The sequence below is a fragment of the Streptomyces sp. IMTB 2501 genome, assembly GCF_001953885.1.
Taxonomy (GTDB): Bacteria; Actinomycetota; Actinomycetes; order Streptomycetales; family Streptomycetaceae; genus Streptomyces.
This window is the reverse complement of the sequence record NZ_MQUS01000006.1, coordinates 14,776-30,939: the sequence shown is the minus strand read 5'-3', so window position 1 is coordinate 30,939 and position 16,164 is coordinate 14,776. Positions and strand designations below refer to the sequence as shown.

Here is a 16,164-nt window from a genome sequence, read left to right as displayed (position 1 = left end):
GAGGGGTGAGCAGATCAGCGCACCGTGGCCGGCGGGGAGGCCGGACCCCGTTCGTCGACGCCGCGCAGGTACGCCTCGACCGCCGAGAGATCGGTCCGCTCCAGCTCGTCGGCGCGGATGACGATGCGCAGCTCCGGGGAGGCTGCCGGGTCCTGGCGCAGGCTCGCCGTGAAGGTCTCGACGATCAGCAGCACGAGCTGGGTGCGGTCCAGTTCGACTATGCGGGACAGACCCGCGCCGATCAGCGGTATCGCCACCGGTTTGAACAGCCCGTGCCGGGCGACCGACGGCCACAGCCGCTCCAGGCTCAGCCGCAGGTCCGCCGGTCCGGACCGGGCGCGCAGGTCGTTGCCCAGCCGGGAGTAGGCCACGGCGAAGACCCGGCGTCGGCCGACGGGCACCGCCACCACCGTCCCGATGGGAAAACGGGTGCGCCGGCCGCGCCGCTTCGTGTGGACGCTCTCCCTGCCCAGCGGGGTGAACGCGCCCAGCCCGCGGCGCAGCTTGTCGTCCAGGAGCCGGTGCCGGCCCTGGAAGAGGCGGTCGACCAGCTGGCCCTGCACGCTCTCCCGGCTGATCACGACGTCGTCGGCGAAGGTGTCGAAGGTGTCGGAGAACCCCACGACCAGGTTGGCGTCCTCCTGGTCGAACAGATCGCCGCGCACCACGACCACGTCCACCCGCAGCCCGCGCAGGGTGTGGCGCAGCAGCTCGTCGCCGTGCCGCTCACGCAGCCGGGCGTTCAGCCGGGCGAGGACGGCGGCGGCCTCGGGGTCGTCGGGCCGTTCCCGGACGGTCTGTTCGGCCACCGGCAGGGCGAGGTCGTAGCGGGCCAGCGCGGTGTGTCCGTTGATCAGTTCGCGCCGCGCCGTCTCCCGGAGCTGGGTCAGCCGTCGGACCGGGGCGAACGCGAAGTCCTCCTCGTGCACCTCGGTCAGCGGCCGGCCGCGCCAGAGCCGCAGCGCGTCCGCGAGCAGCCGGACGGCCGAGGCCGGTGCCGCGTGCAGCGCGTCACCGACCAGCCGGGTGAACTCGGCGCTGTCCAACTCGTCCTCGGACAGGTCCAGTTGGTAGGTGCTCTGGGCGCCGCGCGGGGACGGCAGCTGTCCGGTGCGGATGATCCGGGCGCCGTACCCCGGCCCGGCGAGGTCGAACGCGCGCCGCAGCTCCAGGATCCGCTTCTGCACCTCGTTGCGGTTGCGCAGCTCCTGGCGCGGCAGCTCGACGGTCTGCTGCCAGACGTCCCGGTACAGCCGACGGGCCGTCACGGCCTCACCGTCGGCCGCGACCAGCCGGACCAGCAGACGGGCCGTCAGCGGAGTGAGGCGTACCTCGGTGCCGTTCACGTCCAGCCGTACGGGACCCAGGACGCCCACGCGTACGCGCGATATGCCGATCTGCACGCGCTTCGCCCCCTCCGCCGCGTGACTGTGCGTCAGCGTAGCAACAGGACCTGGAGGAAATCATGCGATTGTCCGTTTCGCGGCTCACCGGTTCGCGATGGTCGCGGCGCGGACGGCGGGCATTCGCCGGCAGTGTGCTGGCGGCCTTCGGTGCCGTGTCGGCCGTCGTGCAGTTCGTGGGGCAGCTGTTCCCGGCCGCCGTGTCCCCTCCGGGGCCGGTCCTGGCCGGTTCCGTCGCCCTGTGCCTGGCCTGGGGACTGGCCAGGGCACGCCCGCAGTCCACGGTGCGGCAGGAGTTCGGGCGCCCCGGGATGACGGTGGTGGTCGAGGAGGGCGACCTCTTCGACCAGCCGGGTCATCTGGTGGTGGGGTTCACCGACACCTTCGACACCTTCGTGGACGACGCCGTCGTCATCAACGACGGCAGTGTGCAGGGGCAGTTGCTCACCCGCCGTTACGCGGGGGATGCCCGGCTGCTGGACGCGGAGCTGGCCGTGGCGCTGGACGGGACGGCTCCGGTGGCGCGGGAGCGGGTGGAGGACAAGCCGCGGGGCAAACGGAACCGGTACCGGGCCGGGACCGTCGCCGTCCTCGGCACCAGGCCCCAGCTGGTCTTCGCCGTCGCCTACAGCCGGATGGGCAACGACTGCGTCGCCTCCTCCAGCGTGCACGACCTGTGGTTCGGCCTGGACCGGCTGTGGGACGCGGTCCACCGGCACGCCCAGCTGGAGCGCGTCACCATGCCGCTGACCGGCGCCGGGCTCGCCCGGCTGCACGACCTCGACGAGGACAGCCTGCTGCGGCTGATCCTGCTGTCGTTCGTCACGCACTCGTGGGAGCGGCTGGTCTGCCGGGAACTGCACGTGGTGATCCGCCCCGGCGAGCTGGACCGGATCGACCTTCCGGAGACCGGCGCGTTCCTGGCCGGCCTCGCGGCGGGTGCCCGCCGTCACCCCTGACGCCGGGTGCCCGCCGGGGATCGCCTGAGCGGTACGGGCCCGTCCCCCGGCCGGCGGGCCCGTACCGCGGTCTCAGCGGGCCGGCGGCGCCGCCCGCCCGGAGCGGGCGTACGCCGACAGATGGCGGTACGGCCAGGTCTGGCGCCAGTCCGAGCCGGTGTCGTTGACCCGGCAACCGGCCAGCTTCAGCCGTTCGACGATCTTGCCCAGAGCGGTCGCCGAGCCGTCGAACCGGATGACGTTCATGCCCCCGATGTCGGAGATCTGACGCAGCGCGCCGATCTCCACCAGCAGCGTGCGCTCCGGGTAGGCCATCAGCAGCATGCCCAGTTCGATCAGCACGTTCGGCCGGGGCTGCCCGGTCGGCTCGCTCTCGAACGGCGGCTCGCTCGGGCCCCGAAGATCCGGGTGCAGCTGGACGATGTCGTCCGGTGTGAGCAGCACCAGCGCCGCCTGGGCCTGCGCGGGGGCCTGCGCGATGACCTCGCCGAGGAACGGCGCCGTCTTGCCGGTCGCTCTGACCAGGTCCTCCCACTCCAGCGGCCGTAGATCGAGCAGACGCAGCAGGTCGAACACCTTGAGCCGCGCCTCCTCGTCCCGTCCGTGGACGACGAAGACGTTGCGGCTGCGGTCCGGGGACGGACCGGCACCGGGGCCGCCCTGCGCCGGGGCGGCCGGAGCGGCGGCCGCGGCCGTGCCGCCGTGGAATGTCTGTGTCCCCGAGTTGACGTTGCCGCCGTTGTTGTTGTTCACGTAGTTGCTGTGGTGCCCCAAGCCGGGACTGTTGCTCATGAGGTTCCCGCCCCCTGCCCGCCCTCGGGACCGTGATGGAAGTGCTGCGGCCCGGAGTTGACGTTGCCGCCGTTGTTGTTGTTCACGAAGTTGTTGTTGTTTCCATAGGAGTTGAGGATGTTCGTCTGGCGGGCCTCGTGCTCCGCCACGTCCACGTTGTGCTCGTACAGGAAGTCACGGATGACCTGCAGCAGCTGGCGCTCCACGATCTGCGTGTACTTGATCGTGTCCGTCTCCTGGAAGAAGACGTGGAAGTCGTCGCTGGTCGCCATCTCGCGGATGCTGGTGAGCGCCCCACGGTTCAGCACGGTGTCCGCGTAGCGGCCGAGGCGGAACTCGCTGGTGTCGGGCGGCTGCAGCACCATGACGCGGACCTTGCCCCACCGCCAGGGCAGCAGGCCGGGCAGCCAGGAGCGCAGCCGGCCGAGGACGGGGCGCAGCGCGGCCCCGGGAGTACTGCGCAGGGTGTGCCACGCGACCTTGAGCAGCAGCCGGCCGTTCAGTGCGGCGGGCAGCCGGTCCACCAGATGGAAGCTCGCCTGGATCGGCGCCAGCACATACGAGTAGAACTCGGTGTGCAGGGTGTTGCCCTTGAGGTCGAAGCCGACGAACGCCGTGGTCACCAGCTCCTGGTTCCACGTGCCCACCCGCACGCACAGGTAGGCGCGTGGTGAGTCGTAGCCGTCCTCCCAGTGGCCGTCCCGCTTGTCCCGGGCCGGCTCCCACACCCCGAGCCGGGTCGTGACGGCCGTGGTGAACGTGCTGCGCTCGACGGCGAGTCCGTCGATCCGCGCCGGCTGCCGGGCCCGGTCACGCAGGTCCGCGCTCATGCGGTCGGCGACATAGGCGGTGATCTCGTCGGCGGTGAAGGCGACGACCTCCTTCCGCCTCGGCTCCTGGCCGCCCGCGGCGGCCGCCGGGGGCTCGCCCGGGAAGTGCTGGTGCTGCTCGTACACGGGGGCCGGCGCCCCGATCAGCAGCTCGGCGGTGGACCACCGCCGCACCGGCTCGCCCGCGCCGACGAACGGTTTGTAGCCGCCGTAGCGGATCAGACTGCCGTCGGCCAGCTGCTCCCGGTCGATCTTGGCCACGAGTTCGGCCGTCAGCCGGGGGTGCTCGGGGTAGGCGCCGTCGAAGCCGCTCGTGGGGCTCGCCGGGTCGGTACGGCGGCGCAGCCGGGTCATCAGGGTCTGCAGGGTGACGACTCGGCGCAGATACGCGGTGACCCAGACCAGCCACAGCGCCGTCAGCCACCCGGCGGCCGGGTCGAGGACGCCGGCGCCCATGAGGACGACCGTGAGGACGAGGCCCGCGCCGAGGACGGCCAGCCGGGCGCGGTGCAGCCGGCGCGCCGCCAGGGCGTGCGCGAGCACGGGCACCGCGTCGTAGCCGTACGACGGCGCCACCACCCGGAAGCGGTGGGTCAGCAGTTCGCGGATGACGGTGGCCCGGTAGACCGGGTCGAGATAGGTGCCGGCGCACAGCAGCCGGGTCGCGTTGCTCGTGGCGTCCCCGGCCGGGCGGCCCGGGGCGGACCCGGTCGGCTCCGGCGGCGGAGCGGAGGGGGAAAGGATGTCACTGGCCATGTCTTCGTTGCTCCGCTCTGCTCAGCCGGCAGGGGTGATGGAGGCGCCGGTGATGACCCCGGCCACCACCGTGTACCGGCCGCTGTACGACTTCCGCGTGCCGTCCGTCTGTGTGGCGACGAGGCTCACCGAGACGGTCGTGCCGTCGACGGAGCCGACCGTGAGGTCGTCCCGTTCGGTGCCCTCGAAGCCCGAGACGAAGGCGGAGTACGACGAGTCGAGGTTCTTGCCGCCGAGGTCCCAGGCGGTCTGGAAATCACGGCTGTTGATGGCCTCGAAGTACTTGGTGACCGTCGCGCCGGGGCCGTCCGCAGCCGCCGTGCCCGCCGCACCGGGCGTGCCCGTCGTGTCCTCGGTGCCGGCCGGGCTCGGGGAGAGGCCGGTGGTGGTGCCGGTGCCGGAGTTGGGCACCGTGGAGAGGTCCGGCGTCACCGGCGCCGTGGAGGAGGGCTCGTAGGAGGGCTGGAGGGAGGGCTCGTAGGACGGCGGCTGGTACGAGTAGCCGCCCCGACCGTCCACGGCGGTGCTCGCGGAGCCGCCGCTGTCCGAGGCCAGTCGGGGCAGGAAGGCGGTCAGCAGGATCAGCAGTAGCGGGACACCGGCGATGATCAGCGCGTACGTCCGCTCCTGGCCGGCGGCGGGTAACAGGCTCAGCGGCCTGTAGGTGTGGTTCATGGGTCCTCGCAGCTCCCGGCAGACCGCCGGGTCTCGCTCGTCTCTTTGGTACGAACGCAGATACCTTGCCCGACAACCGCCGGACTGGAGCTGCTTTCCCCGCTTCCGAAGCGCTTCCGATCCGGGTGCGGCGGCCCGGCCGTGCAACGCCCCCGGAACGGGCAGAGCCCCTGGCGGAGGGCTAGGGGCTCTGTGCGGGGTCCGTAGGGTCAGCCGAGGCCGGGCCCCCGGACGGGGATGCTGGTGAACGTCGGTTGCTCCGGTTCCCGTGAAGTGAAGAAGTCGTTGCCCTTGTCGTCCACCACGATGAACGCCGGGAAGTCCTCGACCTCGATCTTCCAGACAGCCTCCATGCCCAGCTCCTCGTACTCCAGGACCTCGACCTTCTTGATGCAGTCCTGGGCGAGGCGGGCGGCCGGGCCGCCGATGGAGCCGAGGTAGAAGCCGCCGTGCGCGTCGCACGCGTCGGTGACCTGCTTGCTGCGGTTGCCCTTGGCGAGCATCACCTTGGAGCCGCCCGCGGCCTGGAACTGCTCCACGTAGGAGTCCATGCGGCCGGCCGTCGTAGGACCGAAGGAACCGGAGGCGTAGCCCTCGGGGGTCTTCGCCGGGCCGGCGTAGTACACCGGGTGGTCCTTCAGGTACTGCGGCATCTCCTCGCCCGCGTCCAGCCGCTCCTTGATCTTCGCGTGCGCGATGTCACGGGCGACGACCAGCGGGCCGGTGAGCGACAGCCGGGTCTTGACCGGGTACTTGGTCAGCTCGGCGAGGACCGTGTCCATCGGCTGGTTCAGGTCGATCTTGACGACGTCACCGGATTCGTCCAGGTGCTCGTCGGTGGTCTCCGGCAGGAAGCGCGCCGGGTCGGTCTCCAGCTGCTCCAGGAAGACCCCCTCGGCCGTGATCTTCGCGACCGCCTGTCGGTCGGCCGAGCAGGAGACGGCGATGGCGACCGGGCAGGACGCGCCGTGCCGGGGGAGCCGGACCACACGGACGTCGTGGCAGAAGTACTTGCCGCCGAACTGCGCGCCGATGCCGATCTTCTGGGTCAGCTCGAAGACCTTCTCCTCCAGCTCCTTGTCCCTGAAGCCGTGGCCGAGCGGGGAGCCCTCGGACGGGATCTCGTCCAGGTAGTGCGCGGAGGCGTACTTCGCGGTCTTCAGCGCGTACTCGGCGCTCGTGCCGCCGACGACGATCGCCAGGTGGTACGGCGGGCAGGCGGCCGTACCGAGCGAACGGATCTTCTCCTCCAGGAACTTCATCATGGAGGCCTCGTTCAGGACCGCCTTCGTCTCCTGGTAGAGGAAGCTCTTGTTGGCGCTGCCGCCGCCCTTGGCCATGAACAGGAACTTGTAGGCGCCGCCGTCGGTCGCGTACAGCTCGATCTGGGCCGGCAGGTTGGAGCCGGTGTTCTTCTCCTCCCACATGGTGAGCGGAGCCATCTGCGAATAGCGCAGGTTCAGCTCGGTGTAGGCGTCGAAGATGCCGCGGCTCAGCGCCTCCTCGTCGCGGCCCTGCGTCAGCACGTTCTGTCCGCGCTTGCCCATGACGATCGCCGTGCCGGTGTCCTGGCACATCGGGAGCACTCCGGCCGCCGCGATGTTCGCGTTCTTCAGCAGGTCCAGGGCGACGAACTTGTCGTTGCCGGACGCCTCCGGGTCGTCGATGATGCGGCGCAGCTGGGCGAGGTGGGCCGGGCGCAGATAGTGCTGGATGTCGTGGATGGCCTCCTCGGCCAGCTTGCGCAGCGCCTCCGGCTCCACCTTGAGGAACGTCCGCCCGTCCGGGCCCTCGACGGTGGAGACGCCCTCGGACGTCACCAGCCGGTACGGGGTGGTGTCCGCTCCCTGGGGGAGCAGGTCGGTGTACGCGAACGCTGGGCGGGGCGGGGGGGAACTACTCGGCATCTCAGCCCATTCCTCACTCTGACGGACGGCCGCCCGCCGACGCTGGCGGGCCTCACCAGCCTAGAACCTGCCACCGACACGGAACCTGTGAGGTAAGGCTCAGTTCGACACGCCCCGGTTTTCCACACCCCTAGTCGCGATCTATCGCGTTTCGGTACGCTGCTGTCGTGGACCTTCAGAAGCCCGCCCGTACCCAGGACGCCGCACCGGGCGTCACCGAACTGCGCGCCTCGGACGCCGACCGCGACCGGGTCGCCGACATCCTGCGCGAGGCCCTCGCCGAGGGCCGGCTGACCGCCGACGAGCACGCCGAGCGCGTCGAAGGAGTGCTGCACGCCAAGACAGTGGGCGAGCTGGAGGTCTTCATCCGGGACCTGCCCGCCGCCCACCAGGGCCCCGCCGCCCCCGCCTATACGCCGGTCCCGCCCCGCCCCGCCCCGGGCGCGATCCCGGCCGAGGCCGATGCCAACGTGGTCGCCGTCTTCAGCAGCGCGGTGCGCCGGGGCCGCTGGCGCGCCGGCCGCCGGCTGCACGCGTACTCGGTCTTCGGCAGCGTCGAGATCGACCTCAGCGAGGCGATATTCGAGTACCAGCAGGTGGTGATCAAGGCCGTCTCGGTCTTCGGCGACGTCCAGATCCGCGTCCCGGAGAACGTGTCGCTGCGCGGCACCGGAGGCGGTGTCCTCGGCAACTTCGAGGTGGACACACTGGACTCGGTCGAATCCGACGCGCCGGTCGTCTACGTCGACGGCTGGGCCGTGCTCGGCAATGTCGAGGCGCGCCCCAAGCGCGGCAAGCGCGTGGCGGACATCCTGGACCGGGTGCAGAGCAAGGTCGACCGGAAGCTGGAGCGGGTCCAGGACAAGGTCGACCGGAAGATGCGCAAACACCTGGGCCGTTGACGGTCGCGAATCCGCCGGTGACCGGAAGGTTCCGCTCCACCCCGGTCATCGCGGCAGGGGCGTGAACGAGCCGCCGTACGCCTGCTGTTCGGAACGCTGTGCATAGGCGTGCGCACAGCGGGTAGGCCTTGCTGCATCGTCTCTCGCTCGCGAAGCCGTCGTCAGGAGTAGACCGTGCTGCAACCGCCGCATTCGTCCCTGCAGGTCGCTGCCGTTCCGGCCCAGCGGATGCCAGCGCGAGACAGGGATCAAGACGCTCCCTGGCACACCGAGGCGGTGTGCCGTCGCGACGAGGCCGGCCTGTTCTTCGCCCCCTCGAAAGAGCCGACCGCCGCCCGGCTGTCCCGCGAGGAAGCGGCCAAGCGCGTCTGCGCCCGCTGCCCGGTGATGGTCGAATGCCGCGAACACGCCCTCCTCCAGCCCGAACCGTACGGAGTCTGGGGCGGCCTCACGGCGGCGGAGCGCCGCGTGGTGCTGGCGAGGCGCCGCCGCCGCGAGATGGAACTGAAGAAGGCGGCGAGGGCGACAGCGGCGAACCGCATAGCCGGATAAGCGGATGATGAGGGGCGCCCCCGCCGCACCGGGGGCGCTTTCCTGCTGAAAGGGGCGCGGGGCTGAGCCCGGTATGCGGCTCCCGCTGCGTGGGCGCGACCGGCCACGGACGACCGGCACTCGCCGACGGACGCGCAGCCTCCTCCGAGCAGGCGCCACCAGCCCCCGGAACTACTTGGCCCGGTCGAAGTCGACCGCGCTGTAGGCCCGCAGTTTGCTGAGTCGGTGCTCGGAGTAGATCCTCCGTACCGTCCCCGACTTCGACCGCATCACGATCGACTCGGTCAGCGCCGTCTCCGACCGGTACTGGACACCGCGCAGCAGCTCGCCGTCGGTGATACCGGTCGCGACGAAGAACACGTTCTCACCCGAGACCAGGTCATCCGTGGTGAGCACCCGGTCGAGATCATGCCCGGCGTCGATGGCCCGCTGGCGCTCCACGTCGTCCTTGGGCCACAGCTTGCCCTGGATCGTGCCGCCCAGGCACTTCACGGCGCAGGCCGAGATGATGCCCTCGGGGGTGCCGCCGACACCGAGCAGCAGGTCGACCCCGGTGCCCTCGCGCAGCGCGTAGATCGACCCGGCGACGTCGCCGTCGGAGATCAGCTTGATGCGCGCACCCGCATCCCGGACCTCCTTGATCAGGCCCTCGTGCCGCGGCCGGTCGAGGATGACGACGGTGACGTCCTCCGGCATGGCCTTCTTGGCCTTGGCGATCCGCCGGATGTTCACGGCCACGGGCGCGTCGATGTCGACGAAGTCGGCCGCTTCCGGGCCGGTGACCAGCTTGTCCATGTAGAACACGGCGGACGGGTCGAACATGGCGCCCCGCTCGGCGGCGGCGAGGACGGAGATCGCGTTCGGCATGCCCTTGGCCGTCAGCGTGGTGCCGTCGATCGGGTCGACCGCGATGTCGACCTCCGGACCGGTGCCGTCGCCCACGTGCTCCCCGTTGAAGAGCATCGGGGCCTCGTCCTTCTCGCCCTCGCCGATGACGACGACGCCGTTCATCGACACGGTGGAGACGAGGGTCCGCATGGCGCGCACCGCGGCACCGTCGGCGCCGTTCTTGTCACCGCGCCCCACCCAGCGCCCCGCGGCCATGGCGGCGGCTTCGGTCACCCGGACGAGCTCCAGGGCGAGGTTGCGGTCGGGAGCCTCGGAGGGAACATCGAGCTCGGACGGCAGATGATGATTTTCGGTCATCGGAGCGCACCTTTCTGATACGACGACGGCCGGATGAGGGTATTGGTCCTGACTCTATCGTTAGGCAGACAAAATGAGCAGGGGACCCCACGGATGAGCGCCTGGGGCACCTGCGACGATAGAGGGCGTGGCAGGTTCGAACGGCAAGCAGAAGACGGCCCGGGACATGGTTCTCTCCCTGGCCCTGATCGGCATGGCGGCGGTGGTCGTCTACTTCCTCGCCATCCCGCACGACGATCACGCTCCCGATCTCAAGCGGGTCGACTACCGGGTCGAACTGCTCACGGCCCGCCGCTCGGCGAGCTACCCGGTGGCCGCCCCCGAGGGCCTGCCGAGCACCTGGAAGGCGACCTCCGTGCGCTTCCAGGGCGAGAGCGGCGACCGCTGGCACCTGGGCTTCCAGACCCCGGACAGCCAGTATGTGCAGATCGAGCAGTCCACGCAGAAGCGGTCCCCCTTCATCGATGACGCCAGCCAGGGCTCGTCGGCGACGAAGCAGACCGAGACGATCGACGGCCGCACCTGGACCCGCTACACGGGTGGCCGCTACGACGCCCTCGTCCTGGAGGGCGCGAAGGGCTCCACCACGGTCGTGGCCGGCACCGCGTCCTTCGCGGACCTGACGAAGATGGCGGCGGCGCTGAGGACGCAGTGAGCCCGCGCACACGACAGAGGCCCCCGGCGGTGCTGGGGGCCTCTGTCGTGTCTCCGGCGGGGACGGCTCAGACGGTCGTGACGACGTCGTCGTACGCCAGGCGCGGCGAGCGCGGGAACCAGGCGTCGGGGCCCGGCCGGCCGATGTTGACGACCATCAGCGGGGAGTGGTCGTCGTCGAGGAACTCCTTGCGGACGCCCTCGAAGTCGAGGCCGGTCATCGGACCGGCGGCGAGGCCGGCGGCGCGGACGCCGATGATGAAGTACGCGGCCTGCAGGGCGGCGTTCAGCGCGGCGGCGCCCTCACGGGCCGGACGCTCGCTGAAGAACACGTCCTTGGCCTGCGGGAAGTGCGGGAAGAGGGCCGGCAGCTCCTCGTGGAACTCGTTGTCCGCGGAGAGGATCGCGACCAGCGGGGCGGCGGAGGTCTTGGCCTGGTTGCCCTCGGCCATGTGCCGCACCAGACGCTCACGGGCCTCGGGGGAGCGGACCAGGGTGATGCGCAGCGGGGACTGGTTGAAGGCGGTGGGGCCGTACTTGACCAGGTCGTAGATCGCCTGGACGTGCTCGTCGGTCACCGGCTCGTCGGTGAAGGTGTTCGCGGTACGGGCCTCGCGGAACAGCAGGTCCTGTGCGGCGGGGTCAAGAACGAGAGACATGCGTGAACTTTCTGGGTGGCGCCTTGATCCGACGTACCGGACCGCGGTCCGGATCGGCTGACGGCATGACCCTACGCCAGTTAAGTTCAACCTTCAACAAAGGTCGGGGTGTGGTGACCCGCTTCACAACCCCGGGCCGGCGCCTACTCGGCGTCCTCGTCCTCGGCCTCCTCGGCGAGCGCCGCGTCCAGCCGGGCCCGTGCCCCCTCCAGCCAGCGCCGGCACACCTTGGCCAGCTCCTCGCCGCGCTCCCACAGCGCCAGGGACTCCTCCAGCGTCGTACCGCCCGCCTCCAGGCGTCGTACTACCTCGACCAACTCGTCCCGCGCCTGCTCGTACGAGAGCGCCTCATCCACCTTGCCGGTCATCCACCCAATCCCTAGTCGTCGACTCGAACCGAGAACTCGCCCTCGGCGACCCGCGCGCGCAGTGTCTCGCCGCCGGTCACCTCGTCCGGGCCGCGCACCACATGCCCGTCGCCTTTCTGCAGTACCGCGTAGCCCCGCCGGAGCGTGGCCGCGGGGGAGAGGGCGACCACGCGCGCGTGCGTGTGCGTCAGCTCCGAGTCCGCGCGGTCGAGGAGGTGCCCGAGACAGCGCCGGGAACGCTCGGCCAGCGAGGCGACCTGGTCCGCCCGTTCGTCGATCATCCGGTGCGGATCCTCTATCGAGGGGCGGGCCAGGGCGTGGGCCAGCCCCCGCTCCTCGCGCTCCACGAGAGCTTCCACGCACCGTCGGGCCCGGCCCCGCAGCATCCGCACCCGCTCGAACTCCTCGCCCACGTCCGGCACGACCTTCTTGGCCGCGTCGGTGGGCGTGGACGCACGCAGATCGGCGACATGGTCCAGCAGCGGGTTGTCGGGCTCGTGCCCGATCGCGGAGACGACGGGCGTACGGCACTCGGCCACCGCCCGTACGAGCTGCTCGTCGGAGAACGGCAGCAGGTCCTCCACGCTGCCGCCGCCGCGCGCGACGATGATGACGTCCACGTCCTCGATCGCGTCCAGCTCCTTCACCGCCTGCACGACCTGCGGAACGGCGTGCACACCCTGCACCGGGACGTTGCGCACCTCGAAGCGGACGGCGGGCCAGCGGTGCCGGGCGTTCTCCAGCACATCGCGCTCCGCGGCGGATGCGCGACCGCAGACCAGCCCGATCAGCTGCGGCAGGAACGGCAGCGGCTTCTTCCGCTCCGGCGCGAACAGGCCCTCGGCCGCGAGCGCCTTCTTCAGCCGCTCCAGCCGGGCCAGCAGCTCGCCGACACCGACGGGCCTGATCTCGGCGGCACGCAGGGACAGTTGCCCGCGCGGCGCATACCACTCGGGTTTCGCGAGTACGACGACCCGCGCACCCTCGCCCACGACGTCCGCGACGGTGTCGAACACCTGCCGATAGCAGGTCACGCTCACGGAGATGTCGTACGACGGATCCCGCAGCGTCAGAAACACGACCCCGGCACCGGGCCGCCGCGACAACTGCGTGATCTGCCCCTCGACCCACACCGCACCGAGCCGGTCGATCCACCCCCCGATCAACCGGGAGACCTCGCCCACGGGGAGGGGGGCGTCGGAGGTGGTGTTCACAGCCATGGGGTCGAGAGTAACGGGGAGTACTGACAGCGGGGGCCGCTCCTAGCCGTGCCCCCGCTGCCCGACCAGCACCAGCCCCCCGATCACCAACCACACCGCCCCCACCACCTGCGCCACCCCGCTCGCCTCCACGATCACCGCCACCGTGATCGCCGCCCCCACCCCCGGCACCAGCACATGCCGCCACCAGCTGGGCCGCCCCTCCCGCCGCCGTACCGCGAAATACCCCACCACGCTCGCGTGCAGCAGGGTGAACGCCGTCAGCGCGCCGACGTCGACCACCGAGACGAGCTTGTCCAGACCGTCGTCCCGCCGCGCCGCCCACCCCGCCGCGACCAGCGTGATCACCGCCGAGCACAGCAGAGCGACCCGCGGCACCCCGGCATCCGTCCGGGACAGGGCCCGGGGCAGCCGGCGCTCCCGGCCCATCGCGAACAGCAGCCGCCCCGCCGCCGCCTGCCCGGCCAGCGCCGCGAACGCCGCCCCGACGGCCTTGCTCACGGCCACCAGATCGTGCAGCCAGCCGCCGACGGAGACGTCCACGGCGTCGTAGAAGGCCGAGCCCTGCTTGCCGGGATCGGCGGCCAGCCGCGCGGACGACGTCGGCTCCAGCAGCGCCACCAGATACGTCTGCGCCACGAACAGCACCCCCGCCAGCGCCAGACAGAACAGCAGCGCCCGCGCCACCTTCGCCGACCCCCCGGCGACCTCCTCCGCGAACGTCGCGATCGCGTCGAAGCCCAGATACGACAGCACCGCCACCGACACCGCGCCGATCACCGCCGAGAGCGCGAAGGGACCCTGTGTGCCGTCATCGGACAGCGGCGACCACAGCCCCCGCGCCGCCCCGTCCCGCGCCAGCACCACGAGCGCCGCCACCACGAACACCAGCAGGACGACGATCTCCATGGCCAGGACGAGGAAACCCACGAGCGCGGCCGTCCGTACGCCCCACAGGTTCAGCAGTGTCGTGACCACGACGGCCAGCGCGGTCCACACCCACCGGGACACCTGCGGGACCAGTGCGTTCATCGCGATCCCGGAGAAGAGATAGGCCACCGCCGGGATGAGGACGTAGTCCAGCATCGCCATCCAGCCCGCGACGAACCCGGCCTCCGTGCCGAGCCCCACGCGCGCGTAGGCGAACACCGACCCCGCCTGCGGCACCACCCGCACCATCTGCGCGTAACTGAACGCGGTGAATCCCATGGCGACCGTCGCCACCACGTACACCAGCGCCACCGCGCCGTGCGACCTGGCGTCCAGCGTGCCGAAGACACCGACCGGCGCCATGGGGGCGATGAAGAGAAGTCCGTAGACCACGAGGTCCCGGAAACCGAGGCTTCGCCGCAGCCCGCGGCGCTCATCCGCCGCAGAGGCCGTGGTTTCCGTGTCGGACATGGCACCCAGTGTTCCCCGCACGGCACCGGGGCCGCGATCCCGGCGCCGCCGAACGCGGCCTTACGATGGGACGCATGACCGCTTCGCCTGGCCGCCGTGTCCTGCTCGCCGCCCCCCGGGGCTACTGCGCCGGTGTGGACCGCGCCGTCATCGCCGTCGAGAAGGCCCTCGAACAGTACGGGGCCCCGATCTACGTCCGGCACGAGATCGTCCACAACAAGTACGTGGTGCAGACCCTGGAGAAGAAGGGTGCCGTCTTCGTCGAACGCACGGAGGAGGTGCCGCCGGGCAGCATCGTCATGTTCTCGGCCCACGGCGTCGCCCCGATCGTGCACGACGAGGCCAGGCAGGGCCGACTCGCCACCATCGACGCCACCTGCCCCCTGGTCACCAAGGTCCACAAGGAAGCCGTCCGCTACGCCAAGGAGGACTACGACATCCTCCTGATCGGCCACGAGGGCCACGAGGAGGTCATCGGCACCTCCGGCGAGGCCCCCGACCACATCCAGCTCGTCGACGGCCCCGAGGACGTCGCCAAGGTCGAGGTCCGCGACCCGTCCAAGGTCGTCTGGCTGTCCCAGACCACCCTCTCCGTGGACGAGACCATGGAGACCGTCGACGCCCTGAAGACCAAGTTCCCGGGGCTCGTCTCCCCGCCCAGCGACGACATCTGCTACGCCACGCAGAACCGTCAGCTCGCCGTGAAGCAGATGGGCGCCGAGGCCGAGCTGGTCATCGTCGTCGGCTCGCGCAACTCCTCCAACTCCAAGCGGCTCGTCGAGGTCGCCAAGCTCGCCGGCGCCCGCGAGGCCTACCTGGTCGACTTCGCCGACGAGATCGACGAAGCCTGGCTGGAGGGCGTGACGACCGTCGGCGTCACCTCCGGCGCGTCCGTCCCGGAGGTCCTGGTCGAGCAGGTGCTGGAGTGGCTCTCCGGGCGTGGCTACGGCGACGTGGAGATCATCAAGGCGGCCGAGGAGTCCATCACCTTCTCGCTGCCCAAGGAGCTGCGCCGTGACCTGCGCGAGGAGGCGACGGCCCTGGTCGCCGAGCGCGGCGGCACCGGCCCTTGCGAGGAGTGACTGTCAGTCCCGCGTCGTAACGTAGTGCCATGCAGATCTTCGGCGTGGACATCGGCGGATCCGGGATCAAGGGCGCCCCTGTGGACCTGGACAAGGGCGACCTGGCCCAGGAGCGCCTCAAGGTGCTCACCCCGCACCCGGCGACACCGGACGGCGTGGCCGACGGGGTGAAGCAGGTCGTGGACCACTTCGGCTGGACCGGCCCGGTCGGTCTGACCTTCCCCGGGGTGGTCACGGGCGGCGCCACGATCCGTACGGCGGCGAACGTCGACAAGAGCTGGATCGACACGGACGCGCGCGCGTTGTTCAGCGGCAGACTGGGCGGCCTCCCGGTGGTCGTGCTCAACGACGCGGACGCGGCGGGCGTCGCCGAGATGGAGTTCGGCGCCGGCCGGGACCGCAAGGGCACGGTCATCCTGCTCACCTTCGGCACCGGCATCGGCAGCGCCGTCTTCGTGGACGGTGCCCTCGTCCCGAACACGGAACTGGGCCACCTGGAGCTGGGCGGTCACGACGCCGAGAAGCGGGCCTCCAGCAAGGCCAAGGAAGATCACGAGCTGAGCTGGGAGCACTGGGCGCAGCGCGTCCAGAAGTATCTGGCGCACGTGGAGATGCTGTTCTCGCCGGAGCTGTTCATCATCGGCGGCGGGGTCAGCCGCAAGGCCGACAAGTTCCTGCACTTCCTCGACGGCATCAAGGCCGAGATCGTCCCGGCCCAGCTGCAGAACAACGCGGGGATCGTGGGAGCGGCGATGAGAGCGGCCCAGCTGACGTAGGGTCCGGGCGGCTGCGGCACGC

The 16,164-nt window shown here is 70.9% G+C and carries 16 protein-coding genes; 6 read left to right on the top strand and 10 right to left on the bottom strand.

The window, feature by feature from the left end:
* Window positions 1-14: 14 nt before the first annotated feature.
* Window positions 15-1,403, bottom strand: coding sequence for a macro domain-containing protein (locus AV521_RS12310; RefSeq protein WP_256725518.1), 1,389 nt, complete (start codon window positions 1,401-1,403; stop codon window positions 15-17).
* 62 nt (window positions 1,404-1,465) lie between these two features.
* Between AV521_RS12310 and AV521_RS12305 the strand changes: the two genes are divergently transcribed.
* The gene (locus AV521_RS12305; RefSeq protein WP_076087541.1) at window positions 1,466-2,362 is read left to right on the top strand and encodes a macro domain-containing protein; all 897 of its coding nucleotides are present in this window, start codon (window positions 1,466-1,468) and stop codon (window positions 2,360-2,362) included.
* Between the two features lie 72 nt (window positions 2,363-2,434).
* Here the strand turns inward: AV521_RS12305 and AV521_RS12300 are convergent, their stop codons facing one another.
* From AV521_RS12300 to AV521_RS12285, 4 genes are all read right to left on the bottom strand, one after another.
* Window positions 2,435-3,154: a TIR domain-containing protein gene (locus AV521_RS12300; RefSeq protein WP_076087540.1), complete on the bottom strand. Its 720-nt coding sequence runs from the start codon at window positions 3,152-3,154 to the stop codon at window positions 2,435-2,437.
* Window positions 3,151-4,740, bottom strand: a complete 1,590-nt coding sequence (locus tag AV521_RS12295) for a hypothetical protein (RefSeq protein WP_076087538.1) — start codon at window positions 4,738-4,740, stop codon at window positions 3,151-3,153. Before AV521_RS12295 ends, AV521_RS12300 begins: the two co-directional genes overlap by 4 nt.
* 21 nt (window positions 4,741-4,761) lie before the next feature.
* A complete protein-coding gene (locus AV521_RS12290; protein ID WP_076087536.1) occupies window positions 4,762-5,415 on the bottom strand; it encodes a hypothetical protein in 654 nt (217 codons plus the stop codon).
* A gap of 209 nt (window positions 5,416-5,624) precedes the next feature.
* On the bottom strand, window positions 5,625-7,322 hold the full coding sequence (locus tag AV521_RS12285) for a fumarate hydratase (protein ID WP_076087534.1): 1,698 nt from the start codon (window positions 7,320-7,322) through the stop codon (window positions 5,625-5,627).
* Window positions 7,323-7,489: 167 nt separating this feature from the next.
* Here AV521_RS12285 and AV521_RS12280 point away from each other — a divergent pair, with 167 nt between their 5' ends.
* A complete protein-coding gene (locus tag AV521_RS12280; protein WP_076087532.1) occupies window positions 7,490-8,224 on the top strand; it encodes a DUF1707 domain-containing protein in 735 nt (244 codons plus the stop codon).
* Between the two features lie 174 nt (window positions 8,225-8,398).
* A complete protein-coding gene (locus AV521_RS12275; protein WP_076087530.1) occupies window positions 8,399-8,776 on the top strand; it encodes a WhiB family transcriptional regulator in 378 nt (125 codons plus the stop codon).
* A gap of 171 nt (window positions 8,777-8,947) precedes the next feature.
* On the opposite strand, the gene glpX is transcribed toward AV521_RS12275, so the two are convergent.
* Window positions 8,948-9,982 carry a class II fructose-bisphosphatase gene (glpX, locus tag AV521_RS12270; RefSeq protein ID WP_076087528.1) on the bottom strand — a complete coding sequence of 345 codons (1,035 nt, stop codon included), beginning with the start codon at window positions 9,980-9,982 and terminating at the stop codon, window positions 8,948-8,950.
* A gap of 127 nt (window positions 9,983-10,109) precedes the next feature.
* Here glpX and AV521_RS12265 point away from each other — a divergent pair, with 127 nt between their 5' ends.
* Window positions 10,110-10,637, top strand: coding sequence for a DUF4245 domain-containing protein (locus AV521_RS12265; RefSeq protein ID WP_076087526.1), 528 nt, complete (start codon window positions 10,110-10,112; stop codon window positions 10,635-10,637).
* A 67-nt stretch (window positions 10,638-10,704) separates the two neighbouring features.
* Here the strand turns inward: AV521_RS12265 and AV521_RS12260 are convergent, their stop codons facing one another.
* The 4 genes from AV521_RS12260 to AV521_RS12245 all read right to left on the bottom strand — a co-directional run bounded on the left by AV521_RS12260 (window position 10,705) and on the right by AV521_RS12245 (window position 14,284).
* Window positions 10,705-11,295: a malonic semialdehyde reductase gene (locus tag AV521_RS12260; protein ID WP_076087525.1), complete on the bottom strand. Its 591-nt coding sequence runs from the start codon at window positions 11,293-11,295 to the stop codon at window positions 10,705-10,707.
* 143 nt (window positions 11,296-11,438) lie between these two features.
* Complete coding sequence (locus AV521_RS12255) at window positions 11,439-11,663, bottom strand: exodeoxyribonuclease VII small subunit (RefSeq protein ID WP_076087523.1); 225 nt, start codon at window positions 11,661-11,663, stop codon at window positions 11,439-11,441.
* Window positions 11,664-11,674: 11 nt separating this feature from the next.
* Entirely contained in the window at window positions 11,675-12,883 is a 1,209-nt protein-coding gene (gene xseA / locus AV521_RS12250) for an exodeoxyribonuclease VII large subunit (RefSeq protein WP_076087521.1), read from the bottom strand.
* 42 nt (window positions 12,884-12,925) lie between these two features.
* Window positions 12,926-14,284 carry an APC family permease gene (locus AV521_RS12245; protein WP_076087519.1) on the bottom strand — a complete coding sequence of 453 codons (1,359 nt, stop codon included), beginning with the start codon at window positions 14,282-14,284 and terminating at the stop codon, window positions 12,926-12,928.
* 65 nt (window positions 14,285-14,349) lie between these two features.
* On the opposite strand from AV521_RS12245, the gene AV521_RS12240 reads away from it, so the two are divergent.
* Together AV521_RS12240 and ppgK are read left to right on the top strand one after the other, a co-directional pair.
* On the top strand, window positions 14,350-15,366 hold the full coding sequence (locus AV521_RS12240; RefSeq protein WP_107480889.1) for a 4-hydroxy-3-methylbut-2-enyl diphosphate reductase: 1,017 nt from the start codon (window positions 14,350-14,352) through the stop codon (window positions 15,364-15,366).
* 29 nt (window positions 15,367-15,395) lie between these two features.
* Complete coding sequence (ppgK, locus tag AV521_RS12235; protein ID WP_076087517.1) at window positions 15,396-16,142, top strand: polyphosphate--glucose phosphotransferase; 747 nt, start codon at window positions 15,396-15,398, stop codon at window positions 16,140-16,142.
* Window positions 16,143-16,164: the final 22 nt, after the last annotated feature.

What these genes read in the sequence shown, in the direction of transcription:
- AV521_RS12300 (WP_076087540.1), bottom strand. Translation starts at nt 3,154, where the DNA reads ATGAGCAACAGTCCCGGCTTGGGGCACCACAGCAACTACGTGAACAAC.
- AV521_RS12240 (WP_107480889.1), top strand. Translation starts at nt 14,350, where the DNA reads ATGGGACGCATGACCGCTTCGCCTGGCCGCCGTGTCCTGCTCGCCGCC.
- AV521_RS12260 (WP_076087525.1), bottom strand. Translation starts at nt 11,295, where the DNA reads ATGTCTCTCGTTCTTGACCCCGCCGCACAGGACCTGCTGTTCCGCGAG.
- glpX (WP_076087528.1), bottom strand. Translation starts at nt 9,982, where the DNA reads ATGACCGAAAATCATCATCTGCCGTCCGAGCTCGATGTTCCCTCCGAG.
- AV521_RS12255 (WP_076087523.1), bottom strand. Translation starts at nt 11,663, where the DNA reads ATGACCGGCAAGGTGGATGAGGCGCTCTCGTACGAGCAGGCGCGGGAC.
- ppgK (WP_076087517.1), top strand. Translation starts at nt 15,396, where the DNA reads ATGCAGATCTTCGGCGTGGACATCGGCGGATCCGGGATCAAGGGCGCC.
- AV521_RS12245 (WP_076087519.1), bottom strand. Translation starts at nt 14,284, where the DNA reads ATGTCCGACACGGAAACCACGGCCTCTGCGGCGGATGAGCGCCGCGGG.
- AV521_RS12290 (WP_076087536.1), bottom strand. Translation starts at nt 5,415, where the DNA reads ATGAACCACACCTACAGGCCGCTGAGCCTGTTACCCGCCGCCGGCCAG.
- xseA (WP_076087521.1), bottom strand. Translation starts at nt 12,883, where the DNA reads ATGGCTGTGAACACCACCTCCGACGCCCCCCTCCCCGTGGGCGAGGTC.
- AV521_RS12295 (WP_076087538.1), bottom strand. Translation starts at nt 4,740, where the DNA reads ATGGCCAGTGACATCCTTTCCCCCTCCGCTCCGCCGCCGGAGCCGACC.
- AV521_RS12285 (WP_076087534.1), bottom strand. Translation starts at nt 7,322, where the DNA reads ATGCCGAGTAGTTCCCCCCCGCCCCGCCCAGCGTTCGCGTACACCGAC.
- AV521_RS12305 (WP_076087541.1), top strand. Translation starts at nt 1,466, where the DNA reads ATGCGATTGTCCGTTTCGCGGCTCACCGGTTCGCGATGGTCGCGGCGC.